At 58.9% G+C, this 15,709-nt stretch carries 17 protein-coding genes; 8 read left to right on the top strand and 9 right to left on the bottom strand.

From position 1 onward, the window contains the following. Window positions 1-119: transposase (locus TU75_RS27005; RefSeq protein ID WP_156422791.1), on the top strand; the 119-nt coding region annotated here is incomplete at its 5' end. A 126-nt stretch (window positions 120-245) separates the two neighbouring features. Here the strand turns inward: TU75_RS27005 and TU75_RS21160 are convergent. Then, window positions 246-632, bottom strand: coding sequence for a TIGR03067 domain-containing protein (locus TU75_RS21160; protein ID WP_003234900.1), 387 nt, complete (start codon window positions 630-632; stop codon window positions 246-248). Between the two features lie 271 nt (window positions 633-903). Here TU75_RS21160 and TU75_RS21155 point away from each other — a divergent pair, with 271 nt between their 5' ends. Continuing rightward, window positions 904-2,247 carry an LPS O-antigen chain length determinant protein WzzB gene (locus TU75_RS21155; protein WP_032870809.1) on the top strand — a complete coding sequence of 448 codons (1,344 nt, stop codon included), beginning with the start codon at window positions 904-906 and terminating at the stop codon, window positions 2,245-2,247. A 252-nt stretch (window positions 2,248-2,499) separates the two neighbouring features. Beyond that, window positions 2,500-3,399, top strand: coding sequence for a lipid A hydroxylase LpxO (gene lpxO / locus TU75_RS21150; protein WP_015371927.1), 900 nt, complete (start codon window positions 2,500-2,502; stop codon window positions 3,397-3,399). A 235-nt stretch (window positions 3,400-3,634) separates the two neighbouring features. Here lpxO and ku read toward each other — a convergent pair whose 3' ends face one another. Beyond that, complete coding sequence (gene ku, locus TU75_RS21145; protein ID WP_003234906.1) at window positions 3,635-4,474, bottom strand: non-homologous end joining protein Ku; 840 nt, start codon at window positions 4,472-4,474, stop codon at window positions 3,635-3,637. 185 nt (window positions 4,475-4,659) lie between these two features. Between ku and TU75_RS21140 the strand changes: the two genes are divergently transcribed. Then, window positions 4,660-4,974, top strand: a complete 315-nt coding sequence (locus TU75_RS21140) for a hypothetical protein (RefSeq protein WP_060550018.1) — start codon at window positions 4,660-4,662, stop codon at window positions 4,972-4,974. A gap of 13 nt (window positions 4,975-4,987) precedes the next feature. Then, a complete protein-coding gene (locus TU75_RS21135; protein WP_003234910.1) occupies window positions 4,988-6,145 on the top strand; it encodes a PQQ-dependent sugar dehydrogenase in 1,158 nt (385 codons plus the stop codon). Window positions 6,146-6,203: 58 nt separating this feature from the next. On the opposite strand, the gene TU75_RS21130 is transcribed toward TU75_RS21135, so the two are convergent. Next, on the bottom strand, window positions 6,204-6,683 hold the full coding sequence (locus TU75_RS21130) for a nuclear transport factor 2 family protein (RefSeq protein ID WP_060550017.1): 480 nt from the start codon (window positions 6,681-6,683) through the stop codon (window positions 6,204-6,206). Between the two features lie 150 nt (window positions 6,684-6,833). Here TU75_RS21130 and pssA point away from each other — a divergent pair, with 150 nt between their 5' ends. Further along, window positions 6,834-8,177 (top strand): CDP-diacylglycerol--serine O-phosphatidyltransferase, encoded by a 1,344-nt coding sequence (gene pssA, locus TU75_RS21125; RefSeq protein ID WP_060550016.1) that lies wholly within the window; start codon window positions 6,834-6,836, stop codon window positions 8,175-8,177. 62 nt (window positions 8,178-8,239) lie between these two features. Here the strand turns inward: pssA and efeO (TU75_RS21120) are convergent, their stop codons facing one another. Genes efeO (TU75_RS21120) through efeU form a run of 4 tightly spaced genes read right to left on the bottom strand, consistent with a single transcriptional unit; the run spans window position 8,240 to window position 12,451 of the window. Next, complete coding sequence (efeO, locus tag TU75_RS21120) at window positions 8,240-9,058, bottom strand: iron uptake system protein EfeO (RefSeq protein WP_060550015.1); 819 nt, start codon at window positions 9,056-9,058, stop codon at window positions 8,240-8,242. Window positions 9,059-9,074: 16 nt separating this feature from the next. Beyond that, window positions 9,075-10,379: an iron uptake transporter deferrochelatase/peroxidase subunit gene (gene efeB / locus TU75_RS21115; protein ID WP_060550014.1), complete on the bottom strand. Its 1,305-nt coding sequence runs from the start codon at window positions 10,377-10,379 to the stop codon at window positions 9,075-9,077. A gap of 13 nt (window positions 10,380-10,392) precedes the next feature. Beyond that, a complete protein-coding gene (efeO, locus tag TU75_RS21110) occupies window positions 10,393-11,595 on the bottom strand; it encodes an iron uptake system protein EfeO (RefSeq protein ID WP_060550013.1) in 1,203 nt (400 codons plus the stop codon). A gap of 10 nt (window positions 11,596-11,605) precedes the next feature. Then, window positions 11,606-12,451 (bottom strand): iron uptake transporter permease EfeU, encoded by an 846-nt coding sequence (gene efeU, locus TU75_RS21105; RefSeq protein WP_015371932.1) that lies wholly within the window; start codon window positions 12,449-12,451, stop codon window positions 11,606-11,608. 168 nt (window positions 12,452-12,619) lie between these two features. Here efeU and TU75_RS21100 point away from each other — a divergent pair, with 168 nt between their 5' ends. Further along, entirely contained in the window at window positions 12,620-13,645 is a 1,026-nt protein-coding gene (locus TU75_RS21100; RefSeq protein WP_060550022.1) for an AraC family transcriptional regulator, read from the top strand. Between the two features lie 211 nt (window positions 13,646-13,856). After that, on the top strand, window positions 13,857-14,240 hold the full coding sequence (locus TU75_RS27470; protein ID WP_141719162.1) for a hypothetical protein: 384 nt from the start codon (window positions 13,857-13,859) through the stop codon (window positions 14,238-14,240). 53 nt (window positions 14,241-14,293) lie between these two features. Here the strand turns inward: TU75_RS27470 and TU75_RS21095 are convergent, their stop codons facing one another. Both TU75_RS21095 and TU75_RS21090 read right to left on the bottom strand, forming a co-directional pair. Beyond that, window positions 14,294-14,818, bottom strand: a complete 525-nt coding sequence (locus tag TU75_RS21095; RefSeq protein WP_060550012.1) for a hypothetical protein — start codon at window positions 14,816-14,818, stop codon at window positions 14,294-14,296. A 349-nt stretch (window positions 14,819-15,167) separates the two neighbouring features. Then, complete coding sequence (locus TU75_RS21090) at window positions 15,168-15,692, bottom strand: hypothetical protein (RefSeq protein ID WP_060550011.1); 525 nt, start codon at window positions 15,690-15,692, stop codon at window positions 15,168-15,170. Window positions 15,693-15,709: the final 17 nt, after the last annotated feature.

The raw sequence follows: 15,709 nt of genomic DNA, 5'->3' as shown, positions 1-15,709 counted from the left end.
CGGGTCAGTTGGAAGGAATAAACAATCGAATAAAGGTCATCAAGCGGATGGCGTACGGTTACCGGGATAGCGAATTCTTTTTCATGAAGATCAAGAACGTCTTTCCCGGTAATCCGTGAAGAACCAAAAAAAAGCCCGCGAGGAGAGGCGGGCAAGTGATTCACTGGAGTAGGTAGGCCTCACCCTATAGGTCGTGAAGTGAAGGCTTTGTGAAAATCCTGTTGTGAATTCGGATGCTGTGGTGATCAGGATCTGCGCACAAAAGTGCGCATGGTTTGCCCTGGCCCGGTGCTGAATGAGGCAGGACGCGGCTGGCCCGCATCCGCAGCAATGAACACGAAGGTGTCGCCATCAAGGCGATAGCTGGCGGGAAGCGGCTTACCGGCGTCATCGCCGATGGCGTCTACCCAGGTAATGCTTTTGGGGCGCTGGCTGCTGTCCAGCGTGAATCGCCCAGCCAACAAGACCTCGCCATCAACGGTGACCACCTCAAAGCGATCTGCGGCGATTGTGGTAATTGCACCGGGTGCGCTGTGGGCATCCGCAGGGTTGAGCACGCCACTGTCTTCGAGCGAGGTCTGCTCCCAGGTGCCCTGGAGGGCGTGGTAATCCGGGTCGGTGAGGGTCTGCATATAAAGTCCTTTTAATTTTCCCTTTGTCGGCAACTATTTATCGATCTTTTTACTACGCTTGTGATTAGAATAATCCTACGTCGTGTGTGTCTTTGCTAACGTCTATTTAAATACGACGGAAAGAAACTACGGCGGCATGGGATTTTTCTTCTAGACCCGGTGGTCAGACCTCAATTGGCGAGCCTTGTTATCGGCGTCAGGGCGTTGTCTCTGATGGGTATTCGAGGTTGTCGTGATGGCTCTTTGATATTGGCTTTAAGGTGCATACATTTTGAATCGAACTTCCCCACCCAATACTTCCCCCGCGTCAGATGAAATTGACCTGTTTGAATTGATGCATGCTGTTTGGCGGCAGAAAAAGCTGGTATTGGGTTGTGCGCTGCTAACGGGCGTACTCGGGGCAGGTTATGCGTTTCTGGCGCCTAAAACGTACGAAGTCAGCAGCGTTCTGCGCCCGGCCGCCATTAACGAGCTGGATGCGCTGAACCGCTCCGAGGTCTACAAGCTGCCGCCGGCGGATGCGTTGGCCAAAGTCGGCGCGCAATTGGATTCCTACGAAGCGCGGCTTGGCTTCTTTCGCTCCCACGAGCAGTTGTTTACCGCCTTTCAAAAGCCGGGGCAGAGCCTTGAGCAAAGTTTTGAGGACTTCAACCGCAACTCGGTCAACCTGATCCTGCCGGACCCCAAGAAGTCCGACTCCTTGAGCAGCTACATCCGTCTGGAATTGCAATATCCCGCCGACGTGGATGGCGTGGCCATTCTCAACGGGTTTGTCGACTACGCCATTGCCTCCGAGCGTGAGCAGGTGGGCGCCGACCTCAAGGTAATCGTCAATAACCGCCTGAACGAGCTGAAGGGCAAGATCGACGCGGCGCGTGCCAATTATGAGACCGAGAAAGAATCCAAGATTGCCAAGCTGCTGGAGGATGACCGCCTCAAGCGTGCCCGGTTGCAGGATGAGCTGAGCGCCTTGCGCCTGCAGATGAAAATGGAACGTACCAATCGCCTGGCCGAACTGGCTGAGGCGATCTCGATTGCCAAGTCCATGGGCATCAAGACGCCGACCACGCCTTCCTCCATGGCTGACGCCACCCGAAGCGGTTCGAGCCAGGTGATGCGTACCGAGGTCAATAACCAGCAGATTCCCTTGTATTTCCTCGGTACCGAGGCCCTTGAGGCCGAGCGCACGGCGCTGCAGCAACGCACCAGTGACGACTTCACCAACCCGCGGATTGCCCAGATTGGCAAGGAGCTGCAGTTGCTCGAGGCCAACCGCGAGGTCGAAGTGCTGCGCAAGCGTGGCAACGAGGACATTTTCCTGCAGGACGTAGAGCCGTTGCGTGCCGAGGTCGCCAGGTTGCGCAATCTGAACATCGACATGAGCAACCTGAAGTTGGTCACGGTTGACCGCCGCGCCCAGGAACCACTGGCGCCGATCAAGCCGAAAAAAGCCATCATTCTGGCGGTGAGCCTGATCGCAGGTTTGGTCATCGGCACGCTGATCGCGCTGATCCGTCACCTGATCAGCTCGCGCAATCAGCCTGTGCCTTATTCGTCGCTTGAAGATGGACGCTTCGCCCGTCGCGAGCGCAAAGACGACGAGCCGGCGGCTTAACGCGCAGGGCCTGCCGCGTGGCAGGCCCTGACTTCTTCGCAGCACACGTCGTCGACGCTTTTTCACAATTCTTGGTTAACCTTTGGTTACAAAGTGTGGCTAAATAACGGCCAATGGCCGTAAAGCGGTTTGCCATCAAATCGCTGACTATCGCCTGTCTGTAAATTGTGAAATCAGATGCTGCTATCCAATCCTCGGCCGTCGTGGGCGCGCAGGAGCAGCCTGTTCTCTACTGACTTGTGACGAAATCCCTTGAAGCTCATCATTGTTGTTCTCTACGTCGTCTCCATTGCGTATGTCCATCTGCGCGGTCGGGTGCGGCACAAGCTGGGTCGCCAATTGAGTGATCACTCCACGTTCCTGGCGCCGATCAACTGCTTTCTCTATCTTTTTTCCAGGCTGCCGAGCCGGCCGTACCTGTCGCCCAGTGACTTTCCGGACCTGAGCCCGTTGCAGGAGCACTGGGAGGAAATCCGCCAGGAAGGTCAGAACCTGATGCGTGCGGGGGAGATCAAGCGGTCGGACCAATACAACGATGTGGGTTTCAACTCATTCTTCAAGTCCGGCTGGAAGCGCTTCTACCTGAAGTGGTACGGCGACAGCCATCCGTCGGCGATGAAGCTGTGCCCGCGCACTACCGAGCTGGTGCAGAGCATCGGCTCGATCAAGGCAGCGATGTTCGCCGAATTGCCGCCGGGCTCCAAGCTGGTGCGCCATCGTGATCCGTACGCCGGTTCCTATCGTTACCACTTGGGGCTGGATACGCCCAACGACCCGGGCTGCTACATCAATGTGGATGGCGAGAGTTATTACTGGCGTGATGGCGAGCCGGTGATGTTCGACGAGACCTACATTCACTACGCGCAAAACACCACCCAGCACAACCGCATCATCCTGTTCTGCGATATCGAGCGGCCGATGAAGTACCGCTGGGCGGCGGCATTCAATCGCTGGTTCAGTCGCAATGTGATGGCGGCGGCGGGCTCGCCCAATGATGCCGGCGATAAGACCGGCGCGCTTAACCGAGCGTTTACGCGCCTGTACACGATCCGCCTGCGCGGTAAAGAGCTGAAAAAGCGCAACCGTACGCGGTATTACTTGGAGAAGTGGGCAATATTCGCTGCGCTGGCGGCTGTTTTCCTGTTGATCTGACGCGGCGCCAGGCTTCGACGCCGTGGCGAGCGGGATTGCCCCAATGCCGTTCAGTTAAACGTAGAGTCCCTGTGGGAATGGCGATGGCGTCGGCCCAGCCAACATTGACGTTGACTGACCCACCGCTTTCGCGGGCAAGCCCGCTCCCACATTTGATCTGCATCGCTTTTTGCGTCGGCTTGACTCAACGGCGCTGTGCCCAGCCTGTTTGCCCCTGGGTGCCAAGGATAGTGACTCAGGACGCTTTTTTACCGGATTTCTTCGCCGCCGGTTTTTTTGCCGCAGGCTTGCCCGCCAGGCTGCGTTTGAGCAACTCGGTCAGGTCGATCACATCGGCGGACTTGCGCTCTTCAACGCCCTCAGCGCTCTCCACATCTTCGATCTTGCCCGCCTTGGCCTTCTTCTCCACCAGCGCCATGATCTTCTCCTGAAAGCTGTCGCGATACTCCTCCGGCTTCCAGTCCGCGCTCATGTCTTCCACCAGCCGCTTGGCCATGTCCAGTTCGCCCTTGGCCAGGCTCGGCTTGATGACATCGCTGCCCAGCTCCAGCTCGTCCAGGCTGCGCACCTCGGCAGGCCAGCGCAGCATCACCAGCACCAGCGCAGAATCGAGCGCCATCAGCGCTGCCAGGTGCTGCTTGGTGTGCAACACCACATTGGCCAGGGCGACCTTGCCGGTTTTTTTCAGCGTCTCGCGCAGCAAGGCGTAGACCTTGCCGCCGCGTTTATCGGGGGCGAGGAAGTAGGGCGTGTCGATATTCTGCAGAGGGATCTGATCGCTGGCGACAAACGCGATGATTTCAATCGTCTGGGTGGACTTGGGATGGGCCGAGCGGATTTCGTCTTCGCTCAGCACGACATAACGGCCCTTCTCGTAAGCCACGCCCTTGACGATATGTTCCTTGGTGACTTCCTTGCCGGTGGTCTTGTTGATGCGCTTGTAGCCCACCGGGTCCATGCTGCGCTTGTCCAGCCAGTCGAAATCGACGCCCTGTGAGGAGGTCGCCGAGACCAGTGACACCGGAATGTGGACCAGGCCGAAACTGATGGCGCCTTTCCAGATTGACCTTGGCATGGGGGGGTAGCTCCTTATGCGTTGACAGTCTTCTGGTGACTCGCCGGATCCTGCAAAAGTTTCGCCGCGCGGATGTGCGGACAGATCGTGTTACACCTGATGAGGAAGTATTTAGTGTCGAAATACGAACCCGGGGCGTAGCGTGTTATCGAAAGCAGGTACCACTCGCTCAGAGAGGCTTTGTCATGAACACTTGTGTGCGTCACCTTGCAGCGCTCGCATTGGGCCTTACGGTTGCTTCCATGGCCCAGGCGCAGAACCTGCCCGGCAACAGCAACACCAACCAGGGGCCGATCCATCGGGCCAACCCCAACAGCATGCAGGGCACCCAGCCCAATGCGCCAGCCATCCGTGGCAACCCGACCGGCCCCATCACGCCTGCGCCGACCCTGGAGAACCGCGGTATCGGTAACCGATACCCCCAGCGCGAAGCCGCGCCCAGCCGGCCTTCGACCGAAACCAAAGCCCCCACCTATGACGCCAACGGCAATCGTCGCTAAGGATCCGTGTCTTATGTCTCTACGCAAAACGTTGCTGGCTGCGCTGTGCGCATCCACTTTTGTCCCCGTCGCGGCGGTATACGCCGCCGATCAGCAACAGTTTCCCAGCGAACAGGGCAGCATCACCGCCACGCCCGTCGCCAGGGGGCTCGATCACCCTTGGGCAGTGGCATTCTTGCCGGACAAGCAAGGTTTCCTGGTGACCGAGCGTCCTGGCCATCTGCGGTTTGTCAGCCCCGAAGGCAAGCTTTCGGCGCCTCTGAGCGGCGTGCCCGAGGTCTGGGCCAAGGGGCAGGGCGGTTTGCTCGATGTGGTGCTCTCGCCGGATTTCAAGCAGGACCGCATGGTGTACCTGTCCTATGCCGAAGGCGGCGGCAAGGGTGGCACGGCCGGCACTGCGGTGGGGCGCGGGCGCCTGTCGGAAGACTTGAGCGGGTTGAAAGACTTCAAGGTGATCCTGCGTCAGGAGCCCAAGCTGTCCACCGGCAATCACTTTGGCTCGCGGCTGGCGTTCGACCGGGCCGGTTATCTGTTCGTGACCCTTGGCGAAAACAACGATCGGCCCACCGCCCAGGACCTCGACAAGTTGCAGGGCAAGGTGGTGCGGATCTTCCCCGACGGCCGCGTACCCGACGATAACCCGTTCGTGGGCCAGCCCGGCGTGCGTCCGGAGATCTGGTCCTATGGCCAGCGCAACCCGCAGGGTCTGGCACTGAACCCCTGGAGCGGCACGATCTGGGAAAACGAACACGGGCCGCGTGGCGGCGATGAAATCAACATTATCGAGCGTGGCAAGAACTACGGCTGGCCGCTGGCGACCCACGGTATCGATTATTCGATGACGCCGATCCCCGAGGCCAAGGGCAAGACAGTGGAGGGCACGGTGGCGCCGCACCATGTGTGGGAAAAATCGCCAGGCATCAGCGGCATGGCCTTCTATGACGCAGACCGCTTCAAGCCATGGCAACACAACGTGTTCATTGGCGCGCTGGCCACCCAGGAGCTGATCCGCCTGCAGTTCGACGGCGATAAGGTGGTGCATGAGGAACGCCTGCTCGGCCAATTGAAAGCGCGAATCCGCGACGTGCGCCAAGGGCCCGATGGCTACCTGTATGTGTTGACCGATGAGGCCAATGGCATGTTGTATCGCGTCGGTTTGAACGAGGACTGACTGATTCGATCACAGCCAACCGTGGAAGGGTGCAGCCCCTTCCACCCTTTACAGAGCGCTACAGACCCAACTCGGACAGCCCCGGATGAGCATCCGGGCGCCTGCCCAGAGGCCAGTGGAACTTGCGTTCGCTTTCCTTGATCGGCAGGTCGTTGATGCAGGCAAATCGATTAGTCATCAGGCCGTTTTCATCGAACTCCCAGTTCTCATTCCCGTAGGAGCGGAACCAGTTGCCCGAATCGTCGTGCCATTCATAGGCATAACGCACGGCGATGCGGTTACCGGTGAACGCCCACAGCTCCTTGATCAGCCGATAGTCGAGTTCCCTGGCCCATTTACGCGCAAGGAACTGCCTGGCGTCTTCCCGGTTGCAGGCGAATTCGGTACGGTTGCGCCACTTGGTGTCCAGGGTATAGGCCAGCGACACCCGCTGTGGGTCGCGCGAGTTCCAGCCATCTTCGGCCAGGCGGACTTTTTCGATGGCCGACTCGCGGGTAAACGGCGGCAGCGGTGGGCGGGTTTCAGGTGTGGATGACATCGGCAACTCCTCAGGATCGAACGTCGCCCCTGGCGGCGGCGACGGATTGACGGGTGTGTGACGGCAACGATGATAGCGCGGCTTTCGAGACCTCGGCAGCCTCATGGTGTAAGCTCGGGGCCTCTTCGGATTCGACCCATTGCGAGCCTTATGCCGTCGTTCTTCAAACGCTCCCTGTTGCCCAAACTGCGCGGTTTTCCGCTCTCCACCGATGCGATCCAGGTGCTATCCGGCGCAGCGGCCTTTCGGCACTGCCTGCTGGAAAAAATCCCCCAGGCCACCCGCCGCATCTACATCGTCGCGCTGTATTTGCAGCAGGATGAAGCCGGGCAGGAGATCTACGACGCGCTGCACGCCGCCAAGGCCGCGCGGCCCGAGCTTGAGATCGTGGTGGTGGTCGACTCGCTGCGAGCCCAGCGCGGCTTGATCGGCGCCGGCAAGCAGCCGGGCAACAGCGCCTGGTACCAGGCCATGACCCAATCCCATGCCAGTGAAGTGCCGGTGTACGGCGTGCCGGTGCAAACCCGCGAGCTGTTCGGCGTGCTGCACCTCAAGGGCTTCGTGATCGACGACAGCGTGCTCTACAGCGGCGCGAGCCTGAACAACGTTTACCTGCACAAGTTCGACAAGTACCGCTTTGACCGTTATCACCTGATTCACAGCCAACCACTGGCCGACTCCATGCAGCACCTGGTGGAGCATGGCCTGGTTGCCTCCCGTGCCGTGCACCGGCTGGACCTGCCGAACCCGCCGACCACCCGCAGCCTGCGCAACGACATCGGCGACCTGCGCAGCCGTCTCAAGCACGCCGCGTATGACACCACGGCCGGGCAGTTGCCCAACGGTCACCTGTCGGTCTGCCCGTTATTGGGGGTGGGCAAAAACAATCCTTTGAGCCGGGTGATCCTCGAATTGATCGCCAGCGCCCAGCAGCAGCTCACCATCTGCACGCCCTACTTCAACCTGCCGCTGCCGGTGACCCGCGAAATCAACCGGGCTCTGGCGCGTGGGGTGAAGATCGACATCATTGTCGGCGACAAGACCGCCAACGATTTCTACATCCCGCCCAGCGAGCCATTCAAAGTGATTGCAGCGCTGCCGTACCTGTATGAAATCAGCCTGCGCCGTTTCGCCAAGCGCCATCAGCCGATGATCGACAGCGGCCAGTTGAACCTGCACCTGTGGCACCACGGCGACAACAGCTACCACCTCAAGGGCATGTGGGTGGACGAGCGCTACACCTTGCTCACCGGCAACAACCTCAACCCAAGGGCATTTCGCCTCGACCTTGAGAACGCGCTGTTGATCGACGATCCGCAAGGCGAATGGCTGGCGCCGCGCGCGCAGGAGCTGGCGCAGATTTTCCAGCACACCACGCGTATCGATGGTTATCAGCACCTGCAGACGCTGGTGGATTATCCGGCGGCCGTTGGCAAGTTCCTGCGCCGTGTCAGCCGGGTGCGCATCGAGCGGTTGCTTTACCGAATCCTGTAAATCGATCGGTAAAAAAAGACCCAGGTCCTTCACAGGGCCTGGGTCTTTTTGTATCGCAGGGTTTAGTTCAAACCCAACTTGCCCCGCAACGTCGACAAGTCTTCGGCCAACGTATTGACCGGACCCACCAGGGCCTTGCGGTCGTTTTCCTTGACCTTGTCGTAGGTCTGGAAGCCACCGTCCGGTGTTTTGTATTTGGCGAGGATCTTGTCCACCGTCGCGAAATTCTTGTCGACCTTGGCCAGGAACACCTTGTCCTGTTTGTCGATCTGGCCACGGAACAGGTCGACGATTTTCTTCGCGCCGTCGATGTTGCCCTGGAAGTCGTACAGGTCGGTGTGGCTGTAGCGATCTTCCTCACCGGAGATCTTGGTCGCGGCGACTTCTTCGAGCAGCGCGGCGGCACCACCGACGACTTTTTCCGGCGGGAAGGTCAGGCCGTCGACGCGGGTTTTCAGGTCATTGACATCGGTGTTGAGCTTGGCGGTCAGTGCTTCCAGGCCCTGGGTGCTGTTTTGCGAGAACAAGGCGTATTCGATGCGGTGAAAACCGGTGAAGTCTTCGGCGGTCACGCCTTTTTCGTGGTCGTCGACACGTGAGTCGATGGACGCATCCAGGTCGCTGAACAGTTCGGCAATCGGCTCGATGGACTCGTAATGCACGCGGGTCGGTGCATAGAGCTTTTTCGCAGTGGCCAGGTCGCCTTTGTTGATCGCCGTGGTAAACGCCTGGGTCTGGGTGACCAGCTCAGCGATTTCTTCGGTGACATAGATCTTGTAGTCCGACACCGGACCGACCAGGTCCAGCGGTGCGGTGGCGGCAAACGCGCTCAGCGGCGACAGGGTCATCAGCAGCGACAGCGCAATAATCGACTTCTTCATGGAACGCTCCGGTGTTTTAGGTATTGGCAGTGGTTTGAGAGGGCGTTGCCGCCAGCAGCGTGCGCCCGATAAAGTCCCTGGGCCCGGTGACGCCCGGCAAGGTGAAGAAATACCCGCCGCCTACCGGCTTGAGGTATTCCTCCAGAGGCTCGCCATTGAGTCGGGTCTGCACGCTGATAAAGCCTTTTTCCAGGTCAGCCTGATAGCAGATGAACAGCAACCCCATGTCCAGCTGACCGTTTTTGTTGACACCGTTGGAGTAGTTGAACGGCCGGCGCAGGATCAGGTTGGCCTGGGTCTGCGGGGTGCGCGGGTTGGCCAGGCGGATGTGCGCATCGAGTTTGGTCAGCTTGCCTTCCGGGTCTTTGCTGTAGTCCGGCACCTGGGATTCGCTGTGGCCACCCATGGGGGCACCAGTGGGTTTGACACGGCCGATGATGCTTTCCTGTTCCTGCAGCGGCGTGCGGTCCCAGCGTTCGACGAAGTTGCGGATGATGCGCACCGCCTGGTAACTGCCATGAGCGGCCCAGGCCGGCTCATCACTGCCCGGCTGGACCCAGACGATCTGGTCCATGGTCTTGGCATTGTTGGAGTCGGGATTGGCCGAACCATCGCGAAAACCGAGAAAGTTGCGTGCGCTCTGCGCCGGTTCGCCGGGTTTGGCCGGCGCCTGGGGCGGCACGCTGCCTTCCTGTTTCCAACGCACCAGCAGCAGGTCGGGCAGGTTCTTCACGATGTCGCGCAGGGCATGGATATTGGTGTCCGGCGTGTTGGAGCAGAACTGCAGGCTCAGGTCGCCATGGCACTGCGCCGGCTCCAGCGCATCGTTGGGGAAACCGACCATTCGGCTCAGCCGCTTGGGCTTGACCGCTGCGAGGCCGAAGCGCTCATCGAACAACGACTCGCCGACCGATACGGTGACGGTCAAGTTGTCCGGCGTGACCACCGGGCCAAGGATGCCGGAATCGGTGGGCGGCAGCTTCGGGTCAACCTGGGGCACTGCGCCGCCGGTCATCAGGAAGCTGACGCGCTCGTTGAGGGTGCGAAACAGCCGCTCCAGGTCTTCGCGGTCACTGGCCAATACATCGAACGCCACCAGCATGCCGCAGGCCGGGCGTGGAGTGACGATGCCGCTCTGGTGCGTGCCGAAAAAATCGTGGTGGTCCTGGGTTTTGTCACTGCGCGGAGCCGTGGCGACCTGTTCGGCCGCCGCTGCCATCGCCGGACAGCTCAGGCTGCTGCCGGCAATCGCGGCACCGGTGGCGGCCATGCCCAGCAGGACGCGGCGGCGTTGTACGGAAAACTGCTCTGAATCACTCATCTATGCGTTCGTCTCACTGCAGGCCGGAAAGGCCAAGGGCGGGGTCGATTCCATCGAGTGCGGCGGCCAGTGCCTTGGCCTTGTCGGCGATCTGCTTGCGCTGATCAACGGTGATGCTGTCGTAGCGGGCGTAACCGTTATCCCCCTTGAACCCCTGGAGTTCGCTGTCGAAGGCGGCGAGGGCGCTGTCGATAGTCGGCAGCAGGGCGGCGGCGGATTTGCTCAGCAGAGGGCGCATCAGCTCGACCACTTTGTGCGCGACCTGGAGGTTGGCAGCAAATCCGTTGAGGTCGATATGGCTGTAGCGTTCTTCTTCACCGCTGGCCGCGCGCACGTCCGCCAGGCTGTTGAGGTTGCGCACCACAATGTTCACCAGCTGCTCCGGCGGCAGGGACTGGGCCAGCAACTGCTGCTTGAGGGCGGTAACGTCGTTGACCAGACGCTGGGCAATCGGCGCCAGCCCGTCGAGGCTGTGCTGCTGAAACAGGCCGTACTCCAGGCGATGGAAGCCAATAAAAGCCGGATCCTGCTCGCGGTGTTCGAAATAGTCGGCGCGGGCGTTGATTGCGTTGTCCAGTTCGGCCAGTCGCTGAGCGGCCGGCGCCAGGCGTTGGTAGGCCTCGCGGGCCGGTACATACAGCGTCTGCGCCTGGCCCAGATCGCCGGCGTCGATGGCGTGTTGCAGCGCTGTTGTCGTCTTGACCAGCGCGCTGCCTTGCCCGCTCAGGTACACGCGGAACTCCGACAATGGGCCGATAAAGGCCACCATCGACGGTTTGGCCTTGGCCTGGGCGTCGGATTCGGCGGTCGGTGTGACATGCAGGGTGCCGCGCGGGTTGCTTAGCAGCCCGCAGGTGATCGCGTAATCGCCGGGCAGCAGGTTAGCGTTGATCACCTGGCTCAGGCCCGGCGCGATGTTCTCGCGCTCCTCGACCACCAGCACACCGTCGAGGATTTCCCATTCCACAGCGCGATCCGAACGGTTGACGATGCGAAAGCTCGCACGTCCTGCCGGCACGCTCAGCGCATTGGGCTCGCAGGCATGGTCGTGAATGGTCACGGTGATTTCATTGTGGTTGGCCTGGCGTTTGCTCGCGGCCAATTGCGAGGCGTAGTAGAACAAACCACCGGCGGCGATCATCACGACCACCGAGCCCGCCACGGCCCAGCGCAAGGCGCGGGACGGCGGGGCGGGTTGAGGCGTTGGGCTGGACAAGAGACGGTCCTTACTGGCTGGAAGCGGAAGAAGGTTGAGCGACAGGCGCAGCGGGTGATGCGGGCAGGAAAAACATCACCAGCGCCACCACCAGGTAAATCAGGTAGGCGCCGAGGGTGCTCACGGTCGGCGCTTCCTGATAGCCGAACATCCCGGCCAGCACCGAGCCCAGCGGGCTGTCCATCGGCAGCGCGCTGCTGAAATCGAACAGCACGGTTTGCAGGTGGTTCCACACACCGGCTTCATGCAGGGCCTGCACCGAGTTGGCGAGAATGCCGGCGGCCACCACCAGGATGAACAGGCCGGTCCAGCGGAAGAACGCGCCGAGGTTCAAGCGCATGCTGCCACTGTAAATCAGGAAACCGACGATGATCGCCAGGATCAGGCCGAGCAGCGCACCGATCGGCGCGCCGGGGCCTTCGCTCTGCTGGAACACTGCCAGCAGGAAAAACACGGTTTCCAGGCCTTCGCGGGCCACGGCGAAAAACACCATCAGGATCAAGGCCGTGACCTGGTGCCGCGAACCTGCCAGGGCGTGATCGAGGGAGGCGTGCAGCGAGTGCTTGATCGAACGCGCCACCTTGCGCATCCAGAACACCATCGAGCTGAGGATACCCACGGCGACCAGTCCGACGATGCCTTCGAACAATTCCTGCTGCTTTTGCGGAAATTCCGCGCTGACCAATTCCAGTCCACCGCCCACCAGCAAGGCCAGCGCAGCGGCGAGGAACACCCCGATCCACACCGCCGGCATCCACTGGCCGCGGCCGGTCTGCTGCAGGTAACTGGCGATAATGCCAACGATCAACGCGGCCTCAATGCCTTCGCGCAGCATGATGAGAAAGGGGACAAGCATTCGGCACCACAGGGTAATTAGATAGGGTGCTAAGTTGTAACATAATGATACTCATTGCTAAACAGGAAATTTTGACGTTTGCTGAACCCCGGCTGAACGGTGGTGGCAAAGCGCAAGCGCCCTTATGATGCTCGCCATCTTCAGCTTGATCGGATTGCCCCGCAGCCCATGTCGGAAAAAGACACCATCTCCGTCCACCTCGTGCGCGAGGCTCTGCTGCAGAGCTGCGCGCCGGGCGTGGCCACGCTTGAGGCCCTGAGCAAGGTCGGCATCGACCCGGCGTTGCTGGAGCAGCCACTTGCCCGCGTTCCCGCCACGGCGTATGCGCGCCTGTGGCGTCTGCTCGCGCGGCGCAGCGACGATGAGTTCTTCGGCATGGACCCGCGCACGCTCAAATCCGGTAGCCTGGCGTTTCTGTGTCGCGCGTGCATGGCACAGCCCAGCCTCGCCGCCGGGTTGGAGACGGGCCTCGGGTTTCTGTCGTTGATGCTGGAATGCCTGCCGGCGCAATTGGTGCGCCAGCAGAGCCTGGCGGAAATCGTCCTGCTCGAACCCGAGTCCTCGCCCAGGCGAGCGTTTACCTATTTCACCTACTGGATGATCGTGCACGGCGTGGCCTGCTGGCTGGCCGGGCGGCGTATCCCGATTCTGGCCATCGAACTGCGCTGCCCGCAGCCAGATTTTTGCGATGACTACCGGGTGATGTTTTCCGACAACCTGCGCTTTGACCGTCCGCGAACGCGCATGATTTTCGCAGCCGACTGTCTCGATCTGCCGATCAAGCGCAGCCCGCAGGAACTGCAGCGTTTTCTGGCGCATGCGCCGGCCAATATCCTGGTCAAATACCGCGACCCGCAAAGCCTGGCCACCCGCATCAAGCACGACCTGCGCCAGCTGCCCCCCGACACCTGGCCGGAAACCGACGGCCTTGCAGCCTCGCTGTGCGTCTCTGCGTCGACCCTGCGACGCCGCCTGGCTGAAGAAGGGCAGACCTACCAGGGCCTCAAGGACAACGTGCGTAAAGAATTGGCCATCGTATGGCTGGCCGAACCGCAGATCAGCTTTGCCGAGATTGCCGCGCGGTTGGGATTTGCAGACACCAGTTCCTTTTATAAAGCCTTTCGTAAATGGTCAGGATCAAATCCTGGCCATTATCGAAGTTTGATCCTGAATGAAATAATGCCTGACAAGTAGTGCCCGTGCGGGACTAGGACGTCGCTGACAGCGTCCTTCTTTTAGGTATGACAGAGCGTTCCTTAGTGTTTTTAGGAAGCGGCTGGCTTACGTCGCATAAAAAGTCGTGCACAGTTTTCGTCACGGTCCTACCCAGTGGCTGAGACGTGCAGTTCAACCCTGAGTAATGCGCCGTAAACATAAAGCACATTAAACTTGCCAGGGTGAACTTATGAAAGGTTTTATTGCGTGGCCTGTTGCGGCGTTGATGTTCGTTTCTGTTCAGGTGTCGGCGCTGTGTTTGAATATTTCGGAGAGTTATATCGGGGTTGTACCATCTGATACCGAGGGCACTGCTTTCGGGCCTTTCACAATAGCGGGGGATAATGGCTGCCTAAATGCAAATATATCGGCAATGGTTTCTGCGGGTGGTGCCGGTAGAGCGCCGGAAATTTATATTCAGCAAGCCGTGGGGGCCACCTGGAAGATAGTAGCGGGCAATCCATTGTCGGCGAATGCGTCGTGGGTAGGCCCCTTTGGCACTTATCGCGTGGTATTGAGAAATCCCGACGCTGCGCCCAAGTCCTATTCAGGTACAGTCAGGTACGGTCGCTGAGCGTCTGCGGGCCACAGCGTACCGTAGCGTCGGTACACTGTGGCAGGCGGCCGTTATACATATTCATCAACCGATAGGTCATCTCTCGAAGAATTCACAAAATACGCCAATGCATTAATGGCGCGATTAGCGTCGAGCATGCCTTGTATGTATTCAGGAACTCCCTGTGATCTCCCGACATTTGGGTTGCTTTTAACAAACGAGAGATAATCCTCCAGCTGCTCATCGAATAATGCCAGTGCATTATATTTAACGTGCGTATTCGCTTGGCGACCTTGCGCATCAAAACCGCCGTCCCCGGATATGAAAATACCGAAAGCATTTGTGTCGATTACGCCACTTTCATATAACCGTCTCCCCACCACTTTAAGCTCATCGGTACTGATCGACGTCATGTCATAATCCTTCAAAAACGCCTTCAGCTCCGCAACCTGATCCTGTTGCGACAACTTCAGTTCGTCAGCGGCTTTGGCTTCCTCAGTAAAGGTGTACACATTCGTGGTCTTGGTCGGGTTCTTGATTAAAAAGCCATCCGATTGCTTCGATAGTATATTGACCGTTGTCGACGTGACGTTCATTTGTGTCTCCTCATAAAAAACGGTGGTACTTGATTTTTATCGGCGTTTGTCGGTTGATATTAAGTCGGGTTTTCAATTTAGGAGGACTCTGACAGAGCTTTTAACTTGCTCTGTAGGAGACTTCGCAATGCTTCGTGCACAGCTTTGTCACGGTCCTATCCGGTGGCTCAGACGTAAAGCTCAATCATGAGTGATACCCCGTAAACATAAAGTAGATTAAATTTGCCAGGGGTAAAATTATGAAAAATTTTATTGTGTTGCCTGTTGCCGCATTGAGACTGGTTTTTGTTCAGATATCAGCGCTGTATTTGAATATTTCAGAGATTTCTGGCACGTCGCATCACCGCGCTCAGGCATATTCATCCACGGACAGATCATCTCTGGAAGAGTTAACAAAATAGGCCAGCGCGTTAATGGCTCTATTGGCATCAAACAGGCCCTGTATATATTCAGGAATTCCCGGTGAGCGTCCAACACTTGGATTGCTCTTGACGAACCCGAGATAGTCTTCCAACTGTTCATCGAACAGTGCAAGTGCGTTAAATTTTACATCGGTGTTCGCCTGATGCCCGTCAGCACCAAATTCGCCATTGCCATAGGTGAAAACACCGAAGGCACTTACATCAATAATGCCGCTCTCATATAACCGTCTCCCCACCACTTTAAGCTCATCGGTACTGATCGACGTCATGTCGTAATCCTTCAGAAACGCCTTCAGCTCCGCAATCTGATCCTGTTGCCACAGCTTCAGTTCGTCAGCGGCTTTGGCTTCCTCAGTAAAGGTGTACACATTCGTGGTCTTGGTTGGGTTCTTGATCAAAAAACCGTCTGATTGCTTTGACAGTGTATTGGGTATTGGCAGCATCATGTCCATCTGCGTCGCCTCGCGGG

Origin of the sequence: Pseudomonas poae (assembly GCF_001439785.1) — a bacterium.
In the GTDB taxonomy this organism is placed as follows: domain Bacteria; phylum Pseudomonadota; class Gammaproteobacteria; order Pseudomonadales; family Pseudomonadaceae; genus Aquipseudomonas; species Aquipseudomonas poae.
This window is presented reverse-complemented; position numbering and strand designations above follow the sequence as displayed.